Annotated in this window: 17 protein-coding genes; 11 read left to right on the top strand and 6 right to left on the bottom strand. The window is 38.1% G+C overall.

Features of this window, described 5'->3' with window-relative positions; genetic code table 11:
* Window positions 1-4 precede the first annotated feature (4 nt).
* Window positions 5-448: a flavodoxin domain-containing protein gene (locus EKM60_RS08100; protein ID WP_125714287.1), complete on the top strand. Its 444-nt coding sequence runs from the start codon at window positions 5-7 to the stop codon at window positions 446-448.
* Between the two features lie 59 nt (window positions 449-507).
* Here EKM60_RS08100 and ilvA read toward each other — a convergent pair whose 3' ends face one another.
* Entirely contained in the window at window positions 508-1,782 is a 1,275-nt protein-coding gene (ilvA, locus tag EKM60_RS08095) for a threonine ammonia-lyase IlvA (protein WP_125714285.1), read from the bottom strand.
* An 84-nt stretch (window positions 1,783-1,866) separates the two neighbouring features.
* On the bottom strand, window positions 1,867-2,121 hold the full coding sequence (locus EKM60_RS08090) for a hypothetical protein (protein ID WP_125714283.1): 255 nt from the start codon (window positions 2,119-2,121) through the stop codon (window positions 1,867-1,869).
* A 445-nt stretch (window positions 2,122-2,566) separates the two neighbouring features.
* Between EKM60_RS08090 and ilvB the strand changes: the two genes are divergently transcribed.
* From ilvB to EKM60_RS08060, 6 genes are read left to right on the top strand one after another with little or no spacing between them, the layout of a single operon-like run.
* Window positions 2,567-4,270 (top strand): biosynthetic-type acetolactate synthase large subunit, encoded by a 1,704-nt coding sequence (ilvB, locus tag EKM60_RS08085; RefSeq protein ID WP_125714281.1) that lies wholly within the window; start codon window positions 2,567-2,569, stop codon window positions 4,268-4,270.
* A gap of 44 nt (window positions 4,271-4,314) precedes the next feature.
* The gene (gene ilvC, locus EKM60_RS08080; protein WP_125714279.1) at window positions 4,315-5,337 is read left to right on the top strand and encodes a ketol-acid reductoisomerase; all 1,023 of its coding nucleotides are present in this window, start codon (window positions 4,315-4,317) and stop codon (window positions 5,335-5,337) included.
* 9 nt (window positions 5,338-5,346) lie between these two features.
* A complete protein-coding gene (locus EKM60_RS08075) occupies window positions 5,347-6,141 on the top strand; it encodes an ABC transporter ATP-binding protein (protein WP_125714277.1) in 795 nt (264 codons plus the stop codon).
* A 14-nt stretch (window positions 6,142-6,155) separates the two neighbouring features.
* Window positions 6,156-7,904 carry a dihydroxy-acid dehydratase gene (gene ilvD / locus EKM60_RS08070; protein ID WP_125714275.1) on the top strand — a complete coding sequence of 583 codons (1,749 nt, stop codon included), beginning with the start codon at window positions 6,156-6,158 and terminating at the stop codon, window positions 7,902-7,904.
* Window positions 7,905-7,912: 8 nt separating this feature from the next.
* On the top strand, window positions 7,913-8,248 hold the full coding sequence (locus EKM60_RS08065) for a metal-sulfur cluster assembly factor (RefSeq protein ID WP_125714273.1): 336 nt from the start codon (window positions 7,913-7,915) through the stop codon (window positions 8,246-8,248).
* 31 nt (window positions 8,249-8,279) lie between these two features.
* On the top strand, window positions 8,280-9,248 hold the full coding sequence (locus tag EKM60_RS08060) for a bile acid:sodium symporter family protein (RefSeq protein WP_125714271.1): 969 nt from the start codon (window positions 8,280-8,282) through the stop codon (window positions 9,246-9,248).
* A 549-nt stretch (window positions 9,249-9,797) separates the two neighbouring features.
* On the opposite strand, the gene EKM60_RS08055 is transcribed toward EKM60_RS08060, so the two are convergent.
* Together EKM60_RS08055 and EKM60_RS08050 are read right to left on the bottom strand one after the other, a co-directional pair.
* Entirely contained in the window at window positions 9,798-10,703 is a 906-nt protein-coding gene (locus EKM60_RS08055) for a proline-specific peptidase family protein (protein ID WP_125714269.1), read from the bottom strand.
* A gap of 106 nt (window positions 10,704-10,809) precedes the next feature.
* A complete protein-coding gene (locus EKM60_RS08050; RefSeq protein WP_225427031.1) occupies window positions 10,810-11,217 on the bottom strand; it encodes an MFS transporter in 408 nt (135 codons plus the stop codon).
* 172 nt (window positions 11,218-11,389) lie between these two features.
* Between EKM60_RS08050 and EKM60_RS08045 the strand changes: the two genes are divergently transcribed.
* From EKM60_RS08045 to EKM60_RS08030, 4 genes are all read left to right on the top strand, one after another.
* Window positions 11,390-13,288 carry a heavy metal translocating P-type ATPase gene (locus EKM60_RS08045; RefSeq protein ID WP_125714265.1) on the top strand — a complete coding sequence of 633 codons (1,899 nt, stop codon included), beginning with the start codon at window positions 11,390-11,392 and terminating at the stop codon, window positions 13,286-13,288.
* Between the two features lie 56 nt (window positions 13,289-13,344).
* Window positions 13,345-13,575, top strand: a complete 231-nt coding sequence (locus EKM60_RS08040; RefSeq protein ID WP_125676447.1) for a heavy-metal-associated domain-containing protein — start codon at window positions 13,345-13,347, stop codon at window positions 13,573-13,575.
* Window positions 13,575-14,126: a ferritin-like domain-containing protein gene (locus EKM60_RS08035; protein ID WP_125714263.1), complete on the top strand. Its 552-nt coding sequence runs from the start codon at window positions 13,575-13,577 to the stop codon at window positions 14,124-14,126. The genes EKM60_RS08040 and EKM60_RS08035 overlap by 1 nt, the downstream gene beginning before the upstream one ends.
* A 149-nt stretch (window positions 14,127-14,275) precedes the next feature.
* Window positions 14,276-14,962: a Crp/Fnr family transcriptional regulator gene (locus tag EKM60_RS08030; RefSeq protein ID WP_125714261.1), complete on the top strand. Its 687-nt coding sequence runs from the start codon at window positions 14,276-14,278 to the stop codon at window positions 14,960-14,962.
* Between the two features lie 373 nt (window positions 14,963-15,335).
* Here the strand turns inward: EKM60_RS08030 and EKM60_RS08025 are convergent, their stop codons facing one another.
* Both EKM60_RS08025 and EKM60_RS08020 read right to left on the bottom strand, forming a co-directional pair.
* Window positions 15,336-15,767, bottom strand: coding sequence for a GNAT family N-acetyltransferase (locus tag EKM60_RS08025; RefSeq protein ID WP_125714259.1), 432 nt, complete (start codon window positions 15,765-15,767; stop codon window positions 15,336-15,338).
* A gap of 2 nt (window positions 15,768-15,769) precedes the next feature.
* Window positions 15,770-16,213, bottom strand: a complete 444-nt coding sequence (locus EKM60_RS08020) for a MarR family winged helix-turn-helix transcriptional regulator (protein ID WP_125714257.1) — start codon at window positions 16,211-16,213, stop codon at window positions 15,770-15,772.
* Window positions 16,214-16,467: the final 254 nt, after the last annotated feature.

Here is a 16,467-nt window from a genome sequence, read left to right as displayed (position 1 = left end):
TTGAATGAGTAAAATATTTTTAGGATATACAAGTATGTCTGGACGCAATGAAAAAATTGCCGAGAATTTAAAGAGTTATTTAGAAGAAAAAGGTGCAGAAGTAGATTTGGAACAATTAGTTGATGCCGACGCTTTTAAATTACCTGAATATGACGCCGTTATAACTGTTACATATACTTATAACGATGGCGATATACCTGATGAGGCTCAAGACTTCTTTGAAGATCTGCAAGATGTCGATTTAGCTAAAACCAAGTTTGCAGTATTAGGGTCTAGTTCTAAATCACATATTCATTACGGTCGTGCCGTTGATTACTTTACTATGGAAATGAATTCTAGTAATGGTGACCAAGTGGCTGACTCAGTTAAGATCAATGAAGATCCAGATGATGATGATTATGCACGTATACATCAACTTGCGGACTATGTTTTGAAGAGTTTGATCTAAAAAAATAAACTAGTTTCTACTATTATATAAGCACATCTTTGGATGTGCTTTTTTGGTGTCTAAACTAACATTCTATAAAGGGCTTGGTTGTCCTCAAGATTGAGGTATTTAGGATCAAACTCAGTTAGTCGATTTAATAGTTGATCGAGATTTTTTGCTTGTCCCAAACGTACGCCGATCAGAACGGGACCAGTACCACTGTTGACTTTCTTGGTGTATTCAAACTTGGTGATATCGTCGTCAGGATTAAGGACACTGTTGACGAATTCACGTAGAGCACCGGCTCTTTGAGGAAAGCTGACTAAGAAGTAATGTTGTAATCCTTGATATACTAAAGATCTTTCTTCCATATCGTGCATACGATTGATATCGTTATTACCACCAGATACGACGCAGACGACTGTTTTTCCGGCCAATTGATTTGCATAAACTTCCAAAGCAGCAATACTTAAAGCTCCAGCAGGTTCGGCAACTAAAGCCAGTTTACTATAGACGTCCAAGATCGTTTTACTATCTAATCCTTCAGGTACTTGAACCAATCTATCGACGTATTTTTGACAAGTATTATAAGTCAGCTGACCGACTTTTCTAACGGCCGCACCATCAACGAAGGTATCGACCGTATCAAGATTTACTGGATGTCCGACGGAAAAGGCTTTAGCCATTGAACTTGCTCCAGTAGGTTCAACGCCGACAACAGTAGTTTGTGGGCTGACTGCTTTGGTGTGAGTACTAATACCGCTGATCAAACCACCGCCACCGATTGCGGCAAATAGATAATCAACTTTTACATTGTTAGCTCTGGCATCATTGAAGACTTCAACAGCCAAAGAACCTTGTCCGGCCATGGTGTGTAGATCATCAAATGGAGCAATGAAAGTCTGATTATTGTCAGTACAGAATTTGTTGGCAGCATCGTTAGCTTCGTCAAATGTATCTCCGACCATTTTTATAGTGGCATTCTTGCCGCCAAATAGTTTAACTTGATCGACTTTTTGCTGTGGGGTAGTGGTTGGCATGAAGATGGTTGCTGGAATATTCATTTTGGAACTGGTCCAAGCGACACCTTGAGCGTGATTACCAGCACTGGCACAGACGACACCGCGTTTTCTATCTGTTTCAGAAGTTTGAGAGATGGCATAATAGGCACCGCGAATCTTGAATGATCGGACCTCTTGGAGATCTTCACGTTTTAGATAAACATTGCAATTGTATTTTTGCGATAAGTAGTCACTGTATTGTAAGGGTGTATGGACTACGACCGATTTAAGTACGTCATAGGCTTTCTTTACTTCTTCATTGGTTAGAACTTCATTTGTGGCTGTATTATTCATAATGATTTTCCTCGTTATTTTTTGAATTTTGGTAATAAAAAAAGGGTTATCTGCTAAGCAGATAACCCTTTTGACGTTTAGATCCTAATTATCCCTGTAATTTAGAGATAGGTATCCAAAATGTTTGGGTAAATTCCACTGAGCATTATTGTCTAAAACAAATAGCAGACTAATCAAGGCCGTTGTAGCGACGGCCTTGATAATGGCAATAATAATTTCAGCATTAGCCAAAACATTTTGGGCAAGCACAATAAGACCATCGTTTTCGATGGCCTTATTGTATTGGGCGGCTGATAGATCATACATTAAACTTTTTGATTCGGTTTTGGTGTCTGACATATTCAGCACTCCCTTCATAGGCTTTTTTAATTTGCCTTTAATTTATTTAAATTTAACACTTTGTCAAGAATTGTCAATATAGAATCTTCAAAATTATTTTTTTAATAAATTAGCACAGATAAATACCGAAAAAATTACCTATATAAGGCCGATGATTTTTGGTCATTTTAGATAACGTAATTCATAATAATGCCGCTTGACAAGTGATTTAAAGGCGTTTAGATTAATGGGCATCAGCAAATCAAGAAATCACATAGCCGTTATGACGGTGAACCATTTAACAAGAATGAATTTTAAGAATTGCAAATATGTGTTGAGGCTGAAATTGTATCAATTGGTGATAATCAAGGTAAATTAAAGAAAAATTAGAAAATATAGTCAATATATTAATTCTTATATAATTTGACCTAAAAAATGAGAATCACTTATGGAAGGAGGATCTATTATGTTAGCAAAACAGTCAGATGGTGAACAAAATCGAATTAGCGGAGCTGAATCTTTGATTCAATCGTTAGTCGATCATAATGTTGAAGTTCTATTCGGTTATCCAGGCGGGGCTGTTTTACCCATTTATGACACATTTTATACTTCGTCATTTAGAAATATCTTAACGCGTCATGAACAAGGGGCAGCACATGCTGCTGAAGGATACGCAAAAGTCACGGGGAAGACAGGAGTCATTTGCGTTACAAGTGGTCCCGGTGCATCCAATGCCATTACAGGTATTGCGGATGCCATGATGGATTCTGCTCCAATGGTCGTTTTGACCGGTCAAGTTGGTACAGAGTCTATTGGCACACATGCATTTCAGGAATTAGATGTTATCAGTATGACTAAGGCTGTTACTAAAGCAAATTTTCAAGTAAGAGATAGCTTTGAATTATCGAAAACTTTAGATAAGGCTTTTGAAATAGCACAATCTGGTCGAAAAGGCCCTGTTTTAGTAGATCTTCCTAAAGATGTTATGGCAGCGGTATATTCTGAAGAATTGCCAACTCCAGTAACTAAGTCTGAAAAGCCAAAACTTTCAGCCGAACAAAAGAACCAACTTAACACTATCTTAGTTAAATTGAGACAAGCTAAAAAGCCTCTATTACTATTAGGGGCTGGTGTTGGGGCAGCTAATGCAGGTTTGTTAGCTGCAGAATTTTCCTATCAATGGCAAGTTCCAGTAGTTTCTACCTTATTAGGATTAGGAGTTTTGAAAAATGATGATCCGCTCTTTTTAGGAATGGGCGGTATGCATGGATCATACGCAGCCAATATGGCTTTTCAGGAATGCGATTTCCTATTAAATATTGGTTCAAGATTTGACGATCGCTTAGTTCCAAATGTTGAAAAGTTTGCCCCATATGCTGAAGTTGCACATGTTGATATCGATCCTCAAGAAATTGGAAGAGTTGTTCATACAAAGTATTCAGCAACTATTGATGCAAGATTGGCTTTGGAATATATGACTTCCGTACCAGCTGAGAGTCGTTCAACTAGAAAATGGTTGGAAAGAACGCAAAAAAATAAAGTTCGTCATCCTTTCAAATATGATCAGGATAGAGACTTATTAAAACCTCAAGAGGTTATCGAAGCAGTTGGTAAGGTCACACATGGTCAAGCAACGGTTGTAACTGATGTCGGTCAACATCAAATGTGGACGGCACAATTTTATCCTTTCCATTATCCCAGACAATTAGTTACTTCTGGTGGCTTGGGAACGATGGGATTCGGATTACCGGCCGCAATTGGTGCCAAATACGCCGATCCCGATAAGGATGTAGTTTTGTTTGTCGGTGATGGCGGATTACAGATGACTAGTGAGGAATTAGAAGTTTTAGCAGCTGAAAAATTAAATATCAAAATCGTTTTACTAAATAACAAAACATTAGGCATGGTTCGCCAGTGGCAAGATGAATTTTATGATCAACGTCGTTCACAGACGGTTTTCTCACATCAACCAAACTTTGAAAAGTTAGCTGGAGCCTATGGAGTTTCCTATTATGATCTGAATAAAACTGATGATTTAGAGTCGAAATTACAGAAAATTTTTGACAAAGATGAGCCAGCTTTAGTAAATGTAACGATCCCAAGTTTGGAACAAGTTTATCCGATGATCGCACCGGGTTGTTCAAATGATGACATGTTGGGATTAGATTAAAAATCAAAAAATAAAACATATTTAAATTAAATGGAGGATTCATTATGAAAGTAGAAATGTTATATGACGATGACGTAACAACAAATTATTTAGAGGGAAAGACTTTAGCTTTTGTCGGTTATGGTTCACAAGGACATGCTCAAGCAAATAACTTACGTGATTCAGGATTCAACGTTGTTGTTGGGGTCCGACCAGGTAAATCATTTGATAATGCTAAGCGAGATGGATTTGAAGTGTACTCAGTTGCTGAAGCTGTTAAAAAAGCTGATTGGGTTCAGATGTTAACACCTGATGAAGTCATGTCAGACGTATATAAGAACGAAGTCGAACCTAATTTAAAACCAGGTGACGTTTTGGGATTCTCACATGGATTCAATGTCCACTACAAGGAAATCGTTCCACCAGCAGATGTCGATGTTGTCATGATGGCACCTAAAGGCCCAGGTAATCTTTGCCGTCGTACTTATAAAGAAGGCTTCGGTGTTCCTGCACTCTATGGTTATTTCCAAGATTATTCTGGACATGCCGAAGATCTATCAAAGGAATTTGCCAAAGGAAATGGTGCTGCACGTGCTGGATTATTAAAGACGACTTTCAAAGAAGAAACAGAAGAAGATCTCTTTGGTGAACAAAACGTCTTGATGGGTGGAATCACAGCTTTGATCGAAACAGGTTTTGAAGTTTTGACAGAAGCTGGTTATTCACCACAACTAGCTTACTTTGAAGTTGAACATGAGATGAAACTTATCTGTGATCTGGTTTATGAAGGTGGTTTCAACAAGATGTATAAAGATTGTTCCAACACTTCCGAATATGGTTCTTATGTAGTTGGACCAAAAGTTGTTGGGCCAGAATCCAAACAAGCTATGAAAGATTCACTAGAAAATATTCAAAATGGTAAGTTTGCCAAAGAATTCATGAAAGATTATCGTGCCGGATTCCCAGAACTTTACAAGATGCGCGAACGTTCAGAACATTCACTACTATCTGAGGTCGGCGAAGGTCTACGTGAAAGAATGCCATTTGTTAAGGAAGCTGACAAATACAGTACACCTCAAGATGCCTAGGTGAATTTTATGACCAATATTTTGGAATTTAAGCAAGTATCAGTTACACGCGGTGATCGACAAATTTTGAAAGATATATCTTGGCGAGTTCGGGCTAAAGAAAATTGGGCAATTTTGGGATTAAACGGTGCTGGAAAAACGACACTTTTAAAAATGATTCACGGTGACCTTTGGCCGACTAGTGGTTCATTAGAAGTACTGGGAGGATTATTCGGTCATGGAACGAATATTCCCAAACTAAAAACCAAAATTGGCTGGGTCAGCACGGCGTTACAAGATGAATTACACCCAGGGGATGTTGTAGATAAAATTATCTTATCCGGAAAGTTCGCCAGTATTGGCATTTATAAATCCTATACAAAGTCCGATTTACAACAGGCTAGGGATCTATTAATAAATCTCGGTGGAGAAAAGTTGTTATCTAAACCATATGCAGTGCTGTCACAAGGTGAACGACAACTGGTTTTGATTGCTCGAGCCTTGATGGCTAAACCACAATTACTGATTTTAGATGAGCCATGTAATGGATTAGATTTATTTGCCAGAGAAGAATTACTAAGTCGGGTCCAAAAAATTGCTGAAAAGCCAGATAGCCCGTCACTATTATTAGTTTCACATTATACGGAAGAGATCTTACCAGTGTTTAAACACCTATTACTATTACGAGCAGGGGAAATCGTAAATTCTGGTCGCAGGGACGACCTATTATCAGAAAGATCACTGTCGAATTTTTATCAAAGGCCAATTGCCATTCAAAAAATCGATGACACTAGGGTAGCTGTTTATCCTAAAGCAAAAAAGTAGAAGAGGATGATGAAATGAGCGATACATTAAATTTCAATGTTAGCGGCAAAGACATGCAAAAGAGAAGTGATGAGATCAAAGTTGGTGTTGATCGAGCTCCAGGACGCAGTTTGTTGTATGCAACTGGACAAGTTAAAAATCCAGAAGATATGAAGAAACCATTTATTGCTATTTGTAATTCATATATTGAGATCGTACCAGGACATGTTCACTTGAGAGAACTGGCTGATATTGCTAAAGAAGAAATCAGAAAGGCCGGCGGAATTCCTTTTGAATTTAATACGATCGGTGTTGATGATGGAATTTCTATGGGCCATATCGGAATGCGCTATTCACTTCCTAGTCGTGAAATTATTGCTGATTCTGCTGAAACTGTAATCAACGCTCATTGGTTCGATGGTGTTTTATACATGCCGAATTGTGACAAGATCACACCTGGAATGTTGATGGCATCAGTAAGGACTAACGTCCCTTGTGCTTTTGTTTCTGGAGGTCCGATGAAAGCTGGTGTTGACCCTAATGGTAAAGCCGCCACATTATCCAGTGTCTTTGAAGCTGTCGGAGCCTTTAAAGATGGCAAGATGACGAAAGATGATTTTCTAGAATTGGAGCGTAATGCTTGTCCTAGTTGTGGATCTTGTTCAGGAATGTATACAGCCAATTCAATGAATTCACTAATGGAAGCTTTCGGATTAGCTTTGCCTTATAACGGTACTGCTTTAGCAGTTTCTGAAGAACGCCGAGAACTAGTTAGAAAAGCTGCTCGACGCGTTATGGAAAATGTTAAAAATGATCTCAAACCACGTGACATTATGACAAAAGATGCTTTTGACGATGCATTTGCACTAGATATGGCGATGGGTGGATCAACTAATACAGTTTTACATGGATTGGCTATCGCCCATGAAGCCGGTGTTGAATATAGCGAAGAAGAAATCAATAAAATCGCTAAACGGACTCCACATTTGGCGAAAATTGCTCCATCATCTGCTTGGACAATGGAAGATGTGCACCAGGCTGGTGGAATTCCAGTATTGATGAATGAATTGATCAAAAAAGGTGTCTTTCATCCTGATCGCATGACGGTAACAGGTAAAACTATCCGTGAAAATGTAGCGGGTGCCGTAACTAAGAATCCAGAAGTTATCCGTCCCTTGGATAATCCGTATTCAGAACAAGGTGGATTGTCCATCCTTTATGGAAATGTTGCTAAACAAGGATCGGTTATCAAAGTTGCCGGTGTTGATCCTGATATTCACAAATTCACAGGAAAAGCTATTTGTTTTGATTCACATGATGATGCAGTTGAAGGGATCGATAACGGAACTGTTAAAGCGGGCCATGTCGTTGTTATTAGATATGAAGGTCCCAAAGGTGGGCCAGGAATGCCAGAAATGTTGAATCCTACTTCAGATATTATCGGACGTGGATTAGGCAGAACCGTAGCTTTGATCACTGATGGTAGGTTTTCAGGCGCTACACACGGGATCTGTGTTGGACATGTTTCTCCAGAAGCAGCATCCGGTGGTGAGATTGCTTTGATTCATGATGGGGATGAGATCACGATCGACCTCACTAATAGGACTTTGGACGTCGATGTCTCGGATGCTGAATTTGCAGAGCGCAGAAAAGAGTTAAAACCATTCCAACCTAAAGTTAGATTTGGATATTTAGCAAGATATCAATATTTGGTTACTTCCGCCAATACCGGTGGCGTCATGTTAGGTGCTGATCAGTTATTTGGTAAAGCAAACGGAAAGTAGGAATTTAAATGGTAGATGAGATGAGAAAAGAATCAGCAGTGACTGATTTACAGGACAGGATGTTAGAACAGTTATCAAAAGTCATTGACCCGGAATTACGGATCAATCTGGTCAATCTAGGTTTGATTTATGGGTTGAGTATGGATGATAACGTCGTTACAGTCACAATGACTTTGACAACAATGGGGTGTCCGATCTCGGCTGTACTGGAACAAATGATTCAATCATCTTTAGAAAAACTACCAGAAGTCGATGAAGTAAAAATCAATATTGTTTGGGAACCGGCTTGGAGTCCAGAAAAGATGAGCCAAGTCGCACGAATGACATTAGGTTATTACAATTAATTTTATTTAAAATGAAAAGAAGCGTGATTATATGGGAAAAGTAGAAGCACTTGGTAAATGGATAGGTCGATGGTTTACAGTTTTGGTTGTTATTTGGGCAATTTTTAATTATTTATTACCACAAGCAAGTAAGTGGGTAATTCCCAACACATCGTATCTATTAGGAATCATTTTGTTTGGTATGGGACTAACATTGCGTGGCGAGGATTTCGTCAGGATCGTTAAACGTCCCTTGCCAGTTATCTTAGGAACTGTGGCACATTACGTGATCATGCCATTAGTTGCGGTTGTATTATGTAAGATTTTCCATTTAACAGGGGCTACTGCAGTTGGAGTTATCTTAGTTGGATCTTGTCCTAGTGGTACATCATCAAGTGTTATGGCATATTTAGCCGGAGGGGATGTTGCTTTGGATGTTTCCATTGAAACATTGTCGACACTTCTTGCTCCACTAGCTTTGCCAGGTTTATTGATGCTATATGCCGGACAATATGTAACGATCCCTACACAGTCACTCTTTATGAGCACGATCAGAATCGTTTTAGTTCCAATCATCTTAGGTGTCGTTATCCATACGCTATTTGGTAAAAGAATCGATAATTTAACACGTGCATTACCTTTAGTATCACAAGCAGCGATCCTTTTGATCATCGGTGCCGTTATCTCAGCTAACCATGCTGAATTATTCACTGCTACAACAGCATTAGTAATCCCAGTTGTTATCCTTCACAACCTATCAGGTTATGGACTAGGATTCTTATTCTCGAAGTTGATCCGTCTAAAAGACCCTCAGAGAAAAGCTATTACCTTTGAAGTTGGGATGCAAGATTCTAGTCTAGGTGCAACCTTATCAATGCTGTACTTCTCGCCAGCAGCTGCTATTCCTTCCACTATCTTCAGTGTTTGGCACAATATCTCCGGTTCAGTTCTTTCATCGTATTGGAGAGGTCATACTGAAAAGAAAGCTAGAGTTAAGGCTTCAGCAACTGTAATGGGATAAGTGTTTTCCGTCTCCAGGTCTGGGAATATTCACCTGCTATGCGGACCGGTTCGAGTCACAGCCTCGAACCTCGGTTTGAAGCCTTGTAAAGTTCAACAAGTCTTCAAACTCGCCCGGCGGTGTAATGGCTGAAGCCATAACGCCGCTTTTATAGCTGGCGAATATTCTCAGACCTTCCGACTCATTTAAAATCTATGTATAAAAATCAGATAAACCCTTTAATTTGGACGTAAAATTCAAATTAAGGGGTTTTCTTATGTTCAAAATCAGTATTGTGGAGGCATGAAAAAAAGCCGACCCAGACAGCATATAACTGCATAGATCGACTTATATTTTGTTTTTGTAACTTAATTGGTCTAGTCGTAAGGAATGATAATATTTACCAGCTGTGGTAGTGGCGTTATGGCGTAAGCCATTACACCACCGGGCGAGTTTGGAGACTTACCGGTTTATGGTAAGGCTTCAAATCGAGATCAGAGACCAAGGTTTTGGTCGTTCCGCATAGCAGGTGAATATTTTTATTCTTGTAGACGACATAAAATCGCAAACCTAGTCGTTAAAATTATCTGATTCAACATCTTTGATGAATTGTTCCAAGTGATCGAAGTAAACTGGAGCATTGTCGATCATATGATGGTGACCACCATTTGGTGTTGTAACAAGTCTTGCATGAGGAATTTCCTTTTGCATGATCTTGGCCGTTTCGACAGGCATTGTTTCATGTTCACCAAATGTCAAAAGTGTAGGAACAGTAATTTCCTTTAGATGCTTTCTGAAATGCCAATCCTTTAATTTACCAGTGATAACAAACTCGTTGTCACCCTGGAAGACATTATAAACGCCTGTTGAAATTGTGCTGATCAAGTGAGAAATAGCAGCAGGTTGCTTACGGTCAACGTATTCTGCATTTAGTACGTCAACGTAACTTTGATAAGTGGCATCATCAAGGTCATTTTCGGCTTCCTTTTGTTCCATATATTTAACTTTTTCAGGACCTAAAGCATCCATACGGCATTGATTGATATGTTTAACATAATCGTCAATTTCATCAACCATACTGGAGATGATAGCGCCTTTCAAATGTTGACCGTATTTAGCAGCGTACATTTGAACTAAAAGACCACCCCATGATTGTCCGATAAGATAGAAGTTATCAATACCAAGTTTTTGTCTGACTTCTTCAACTTCTTCCAAATAATAATCGTAAGTTAAGTATTTTTTAGCGATTTCTGGATCGTTGTAATCGGGTTGGTCTGAATACCATGAACCCAATTGATCGTACATAGTAACTTGAACACCGAGATCAGCTAGTTTTTCACCGAAATTTTCCCAGTATTCATGGTTTCCACCAGGTCCACCGTGTAAGCAGAGTAATTTAATATCCCCGTGGCCTTGGGTATTTGTCCATAAGTGGTAGCCATTATCTAAAGTGATAATAGTAGTTCCTTGTTTCATATAAGTTCACCTTCCTGCAAGTATATGAATAACAGTATATCGCTAGTTCAGTTTTCATATCAAATTATTTGTAATAATTCTTTAATATGTTTAGTCTGTAATTCATTTAGGATGATACTTTGTTAGAAGTTTGATTAACAGTATGTTGCCTAGTACCTGGTACTAAAGAAAGACCGATGATTTCTAAAATTACAACTAACCAGAAAATTTGAGAATATCCTAAGTATGCAGAAATAATACTACTCAAAGTCATCCCTAAAACATTTCCTAAAGCTTGAAATGTTTGATTATAACTGAAAATTCTTCCTAAAGATTTGTGATCAGTTTCTAGGGTGATAATTGCTTGTGCTGCGGGGAGTAACGCCGCAATTGAAAGCCCTGTTAAGAATCTTAAAAATGAAAATATATAAATATTAGTTATGAAAATCTGAGGTATACAAGTTAGAATTCCTAATATTAATGCTGCACCTAGTAATTTTGTCTGGCCATGTGGAAATGTATTCCTTCTATATATAGTGGAATCTGAAATCTACTATAATAATGAGCTAAAAAAACTGAGCCGACAATCACCCTCACTACCGTAGGCGGCAAAAAAACCCCAAATAAATTCCAAAACTTGACCGCCATCAAGTTGAATCCTTCAAAAACCTAATACAATGTATTTGTGCTTAAGGAGGAAACAAAATATGAAATTTAATATATGGGTTCAGAAACATCAAAATCAAATGACTGCGGCAATCGCAATCTTAATCGTAATCAGTCTAATCTCGGACTACTTATTGAAATTACCAATGGTCGCAACGCCGGCCATGATCATTGCAAGTATCATCGGTGCCATTCCAGTATTCTTGCATGCATGGACAGCTTTAATGAATAAAGTTATCAGTATTGAACTACTTGTAACGATTGCTGTTATTGGAGCCTTCGTTATCGGTGAATATGAAGAATCAGCCGTTGTTACATTCTTATTCTTATTCGGAAGTTATTTGGAACAAAGAACTTTACAAAAGACCCGTTCCTCAGTTAAGAATTTGACACAAATGGCTCCAACAACTGCAGAAGTTGTTGATGAAGATGGAAATATTGAAACAATTGACGTCGATGACGTTGATGAAGGCGACCACGTTATTGTTAAACCGGGTGGTCAGATTCCCGTTGATGGAAAAATCATCGAAGGTAAAGGTTATATGAATGAAGCTTCAATCACTGGTGAATCTACACCAGTTGAGAAGACTATCGGTGACAAGGTTTTTGCTGGATCACTAACAGATAACGGAACTATCACGATTGAAACAACTTCAGTCGGTGAAGATACAACTTTTGGAAAAATTATTGAACTTGTTGAAGAGGCTCAAGATAGTGCTTCTCCAGCCGCTAGATTTATTGATAAATTTGCTACATATTACACACCAGCAGTATTAGTTATCGGAATTTTAGTATGGATATTCACACAAAACTTCCCATTAGCAATCACTGTTTTAGTTCTAGGATGCCCCGGTGCTTTAGTTATTGGTGCTCCAGTTTCAAACGTTGCCGGAATTGGTAACGGTGCTAAAAATGGTATTTTGATGAAAGGTGGAAACGCCGTAAATACCTTCTCTAAAGTTGATACATTAGTACTTGATAAGACTGGTACTTTAACAACTGGTCAAATGAGTGTTACAGAATTATCCCATTTTGGAAATGACAAAGCTTCAGATATGGCACTACTTAGCGCCGTTGAAGGTACATCAGATCATCCATTGGGTCGTGCGATCGTTAAATATATCGAATCAGAAAATGTTACTGCAACTAAGGATCTTCCAGAACTTGATACTGTTAAAGGTCAAGGACTACAAAGCGCCAATGGCAATATCTTGGTTGGTAATGAACGTTTGATGAAAGCAAATAATGTAAAAATCAGTAATGAAGCTAGAAAAGCTATGAATGATCGTGTAAATCAAGGTGATTCCATCGTACTTATGGCTGCTGATAAAGAATTGAAATTAGTCGTCGGTGTTAATGATCAATTAAGACCAGATGCTTTTGAAGGACTAACAGCTCTAAAGAAAGCTGGTATCAAACGTGTTGTAATGCTTACTGGTGATAATAAAGCTGCCGCTCAACATGTTGCTGACAGATTACCAGTCGATGAAGTTCACGCTGAATTGTTACCAGAGCAAAAAGTTGATTTTGTTAAGAAATTTACTGATGAAGGACATCACGTAGCATTTGTTGGAGATGGTATTAACGATTCACCTTCACTCGCTACAGCTGATATCGGAATTGGTATGGGTACAGGTACAGATGTCGCCATCGAAACAGCTGATGTTGTTTTAGTAAAATCAAGCTTTGATGCTTTAGCACATGCCTACGTACTAGCTAAGAAGACCGTTGCCAATACACAAGAAAATATTATTATCGCCGTGGGAACCGTTGCATTATTACTATTAGGTTTATTAGTCGGAATTATCCATATGGCCAGCGGAATGTTTGTCCATGAATTCAGTATTTTGATCGTTATCTTTAACGCTATGAGATTACTAAGAATAAAAAGTTTCAATAAATCTCCAAAACTTGATTTAAATCAAGTGAAGACAGCATAAAAGATACTAATATAGAACTTGTAAGATAGTTAAACACATTTAGGAGGAAATCAATTATGGCAAAAGTAGTATTACAATTAGGCGAATTAACATGCCCATCATGTATGACAAAAATTCAAAAAGCAGTTCAAAATCAAGACGGAGTTTCAGATGTTAAGGTTATGTTCAATGCCGGTAAAGTAAAAGCCAACATTGATGAATCAAAAGTTTCAGGTGAAGATTTAGGTAAAGTTATTACTGAATTAGGATATGAAGTTAAAAAGATCAAGACAAAGGAAGTCGCATAATGACAGAGCTAACAATTGACGAAAAATTTGCTGCAGAACAAAAGCAAGCCGATGCAGATCACCACAAACCAACAGCCGGAGCTATGACTGGACATATCGTTTCCAATCACGCATATATCAATATCAAGTTGCATCAATTAAAGTGGTTCGTTAAAGGACCTAACGCTGAAAATTACAAAGCAGTATTGAACGATACGATCGATGAAAACAACGCTTGGTTTGACAAAGTAGCTGATCAATTATTAGATGAAGGTGAATTACCACCATCAACTATGAAAGAATATTCAGACTACACAATGATCGAAGAAAACGGCGCAAACAAGTACTTGGATGCAGAAGCCATGATTCAAATAGTTGTAAATGACTTTGCAACTGATAATATGTTTGTAACACGTGCTATCAAATTAGCAGAAAATGAAGATCGTCCATTTATGGCTCAAGTATTAGTAGAATTACTTGGCTGGAATAATCATCAAATTCGTATCTATCAAGCCCTACTTGGCAACAGTGCTAAAGAAGGATTTGAAGACGAAGAGGATGACGAAGATTAGAGAGAGCGTAACGAGACGTCCAGCTTCTGAGTATTACCTAGAATAACGAGTATGGCGTTTTAAGCCATACTCGTTATTCGTAGTAAGCGCAGGAAGTTGTCTCGTGTAGCTCGTTTCAAATAAAAACCAACAGAAAGCAGGAGAGACAAATGACAGAAGTTCACGGACATGAAGAAGCAGATGACTGTTTAGATCTAGTAACGATTTTTCAATCACTACCAGCAGATGATTTGGCAAAGATTTCTACATTGGTATCGGATCGCCATTTTAAAACTGGGGAATATATTTTCCAAGCCGGCGATCCAGCAGATGTATTAACGATTGTTGCCCATGGTCAGGCCAAAGTTTTCCAAATCGCCGCCAATGGCCGTGAACAAATGTTACGAGTTCTCCAAACTGGAGATTTTGATGGCGAAGCAGCACTATTTACTTCTAAAGATAGAACCAGCTTTGCTCAAGCTTTAATGGATACAAATGTTTGTCAGATCCATAGATCAGATTTCCAAAATATGATGAAAACCTCACCAGACTTAGCATTAAATATGATGAATGCTTTTGGCAAACGTCTTGTAAAAATGGAACAACAGACCACTGAATCTGCTGCAGCAAGTGTAGAAGGTAGATTGGCTAACTATTTGTTAGAAACAGGTGCTGGGTTGAAGCAAGCTCAATTTGTCTTGCCACTTAAAAAGAAGGATATTGCAACTTATCTAGGAACTACTCCGGAGACGATAAGTCGTAAGTTAACTTCGCTAGATAAGCAGGGGTTGATCGAGAAGAAGACTAATTCTGAAATTAAGATTCTTGATTCTGACGGGTTGGCCATGGTGGAATAAGTTTTTTGTCACAAAAGAGTCCAAGTAATTCCACCTGTTGTGTGGACCATCCCCAGCCTTGGTCTGGGAATCGTCTGTGGAGTAAAACTCCACGCGCACAACTGGTTCCGTTACTTGAACTCTTTTGCTAGATATTTAATGAATATAAAAATTGAGAGTGTGACAAAACATGGTCAGCTTTCGAGCATTAAGGCAAACAAGATTAGTAATCCGATTTTGGATTGCTAGTCTTGTTTGTTTTAAGCGGAAAAAGCTATGTTCTGTTGCACGTTTGTGCTGCATGTTTAAGGTGAAAACAGTTGTGTCACAGCCCCTCTTTATTTTTAGAAATAATTTGAGTTTACTATAAATTTAGCCGGAGGTGGCAAAAAAACTACATCTGTAAGATCATTTTAACGTGTGGAGTTGAATTGAATAGGAATTCGTCACCGACACGTTCGAAGTTAAACTTCTCGTAGAACTTTTGAACGTAGGATTGTGCTTCTATTTCGATCCTAGCTTTAGGGAAATTACGTTTGATAAATACTAATACTTCATGTACCAATGACTTCCCTAGTCCAGTGCCACGTTGGTCGTTATTTGTTACAACTCGACCAAAACTTATGTGGTCATTTTCTTTGAATACTCTAGCGTAGGCCACCAATTCATCGTCAAGATATTTAAAGATGTGAAAAGCTTCAAGGTCGATATCGTCGACTTCTTTATATAGTCTAGTTTGTTCAATAACAAAGACTTTCTGACGTAATTTATAGATATCAAATAGTTCCTTAGTCGATAGTTCGTTAAAAGCTTTTATTTCCCACATAATTAGTTCTCACTTTCATTTTTGAATAAGATATCGTAGGCGGTAGTGAGCGATTGGTAAAGTTTTTTTTGTTCAGTGGCTGACAAATGGACGATCAATTGTTTAATCTGCCGATTAGAATCAGAATCGATTTGGTCGAATAGTTCTTGTCCTGATTTTGTTAGTATAAGTGATTTGGATCGGGCATCCTCTTTAGAAGTTTTCTTGATCAGAAGTTTCAGTTTGACTAGTTTGTTAACGATACGACTAGTGTAACTAGCGTCCATATCGAGTTTCTTAGCTACTTCCATTGGAGTTAAAATTGTATTTTGACCAATTTCTAGTAGGACACGTGATTCAGGAAAACTTAATTCAGTGTTAAAAACTTGTTTGTTTAGTAATCCTAGAGTGTCAGTATATTTTCTATTGAAAGATCGTATTTCGTTAATTTCTTTTGGTGAAAGCATAATAGATCTCCTTTACTGGATAAAGTCCATTATAATTAATTATTGGACTTTGTCCAGTATTTTTTAAAAAATAAATCAAACTTATTCAGTTTGATTTATTTGGAATTTTATTATGCCTTTAGGCCCAGTTGAGTGCGCGTAAGCGTGCGAAACAAAAAACCACCCGCTATGCGGGTGGGCGTTAATAGTTATACGAAAAAGCCCCCAATAGTTTTAAAATGAAGGTGTCGAAGCCAAACATTAAAAAATTAAAG

This window comes from Companilactobacillus kedongensis, from assembly GCF_003946625.1.
GTDB lineage: Bacteria > Bacillota > Bacilli > Lactobacillales > Lactobacillaceae > Companilactobacillus > Companilactobacillus kedongensis.
The sequence above is the reverse complement of the archived record's forward strand: the minus strand, read 5'-3'. Positions and strand labels throughout refer to the sequence as shown.

Bases quoted from the DNA above. Each gene is read 5' to 3' on its own strand.
- EKM60_RS08100 (WP_125714287.1), top strand. From the start codon at position 5: ATGAGTAAAATATTTTTAGGATATACAAGTATGTCTGGACGCAATGAA.
- ilvA (WP_125714285.1), bottom strand. From the start codon at position 1,782: ATGAATAATACAGCCACAAATGAAGTTCTAACCAATGAAGAAGTAAAG.
- EKM60_RS08090 (WP_125714283.1), bottom strand. From the start codon at position 2,121: ATGTCAGACACCAAAACCGAATCAAAAAGTTTAATGTATGATCTATCA.
- ilvB (WP_125714281.1), top strand. From the start codon at position 2,567: ATGTTAGCAAAACAGTCAGATGGTGAACAAAATCGAATTAGCGGAGCT.
- ilvC (WP_125714279.1), top strand. From the start codon at position 4,315: ATGAAAGTAGAAATGTTATATGACGATGACGTAACAACAAATTATTTA.
- EKM60_RS08075 (WP_125714277.1), top strand. From the start codon at position 5,347: ATGACCAATATTTTGGAATTTAAGCAAGTATCAGTTACACGCGGTGAT.
- ilvD (WP_125714275.1), top strand. From the start codon at position 6,156: ATGAGCGATACATTAAATTTCAATGTTAGCGGCAAAGACATGCAAAAG.
- EKM60_RS08065 (WP_125714273.1), top strand. From the start codon at position 7,913: ATGGTAGATGAGATGAGAAAAGAATCAGCAGTGACTGATTTACAGGAC.
- EKM60_RS08060 (WP_125714271.1), top strand. From the start codon at position 8,280: ATGGGAAAAGTAGAAGCACTTGGTAAATGGATAGGTCGATGGTTTACA.
- EKM60_RS08055 (WP_125714269.1), bottom strand. From the start codon at position 10,703: ATGAAACAAGGAACTACTATTATCACTTTAGATAATGGCTACCACTTA.
- EKM60_RS08045 (WP_125714265.1), top strand. From the start codon at position 11,390: ATGAAATTTAATATATGGGTTCAGAAACATCAAAATCAAATGACTGCG.
- EKM60_RS08040 (WP_125676447.1), top strand. From the start codon at position 13,345: ATGGCAAAAGTAGTATTACAATTAGGCGAATTAACATGCCCATCATGT.
- EKM60_RS08035 (WP_125714263.1), top strand. From the start codon at position 13,575: ATGACAGAGCTAACAATTGACGAAAAATTTGCTGCAGAACAAAAGCAA.
- EKM60_RS08030 (WP_125714261.1), top strand. From the start codon at position 14,276: ATGACAGAAGTTCACGGACATGAAGAAGCAGATGACTGTTTAGATCTA.
- EKM60_RS08025 (WP_125714259.1), bottom strand. From the start codon at position 15,767: ATGTGGGAAATAAAAGCTTTTAACGAACTATCGACTAAGGAACTATTT.
- EKM60_RS08020 (WP_125714257.1), bottom strand. From the start codon at position 16,213: ATGCTTTCACCAAAAGAAATTAACGAAATACGATCTTTCAATAGAAAA.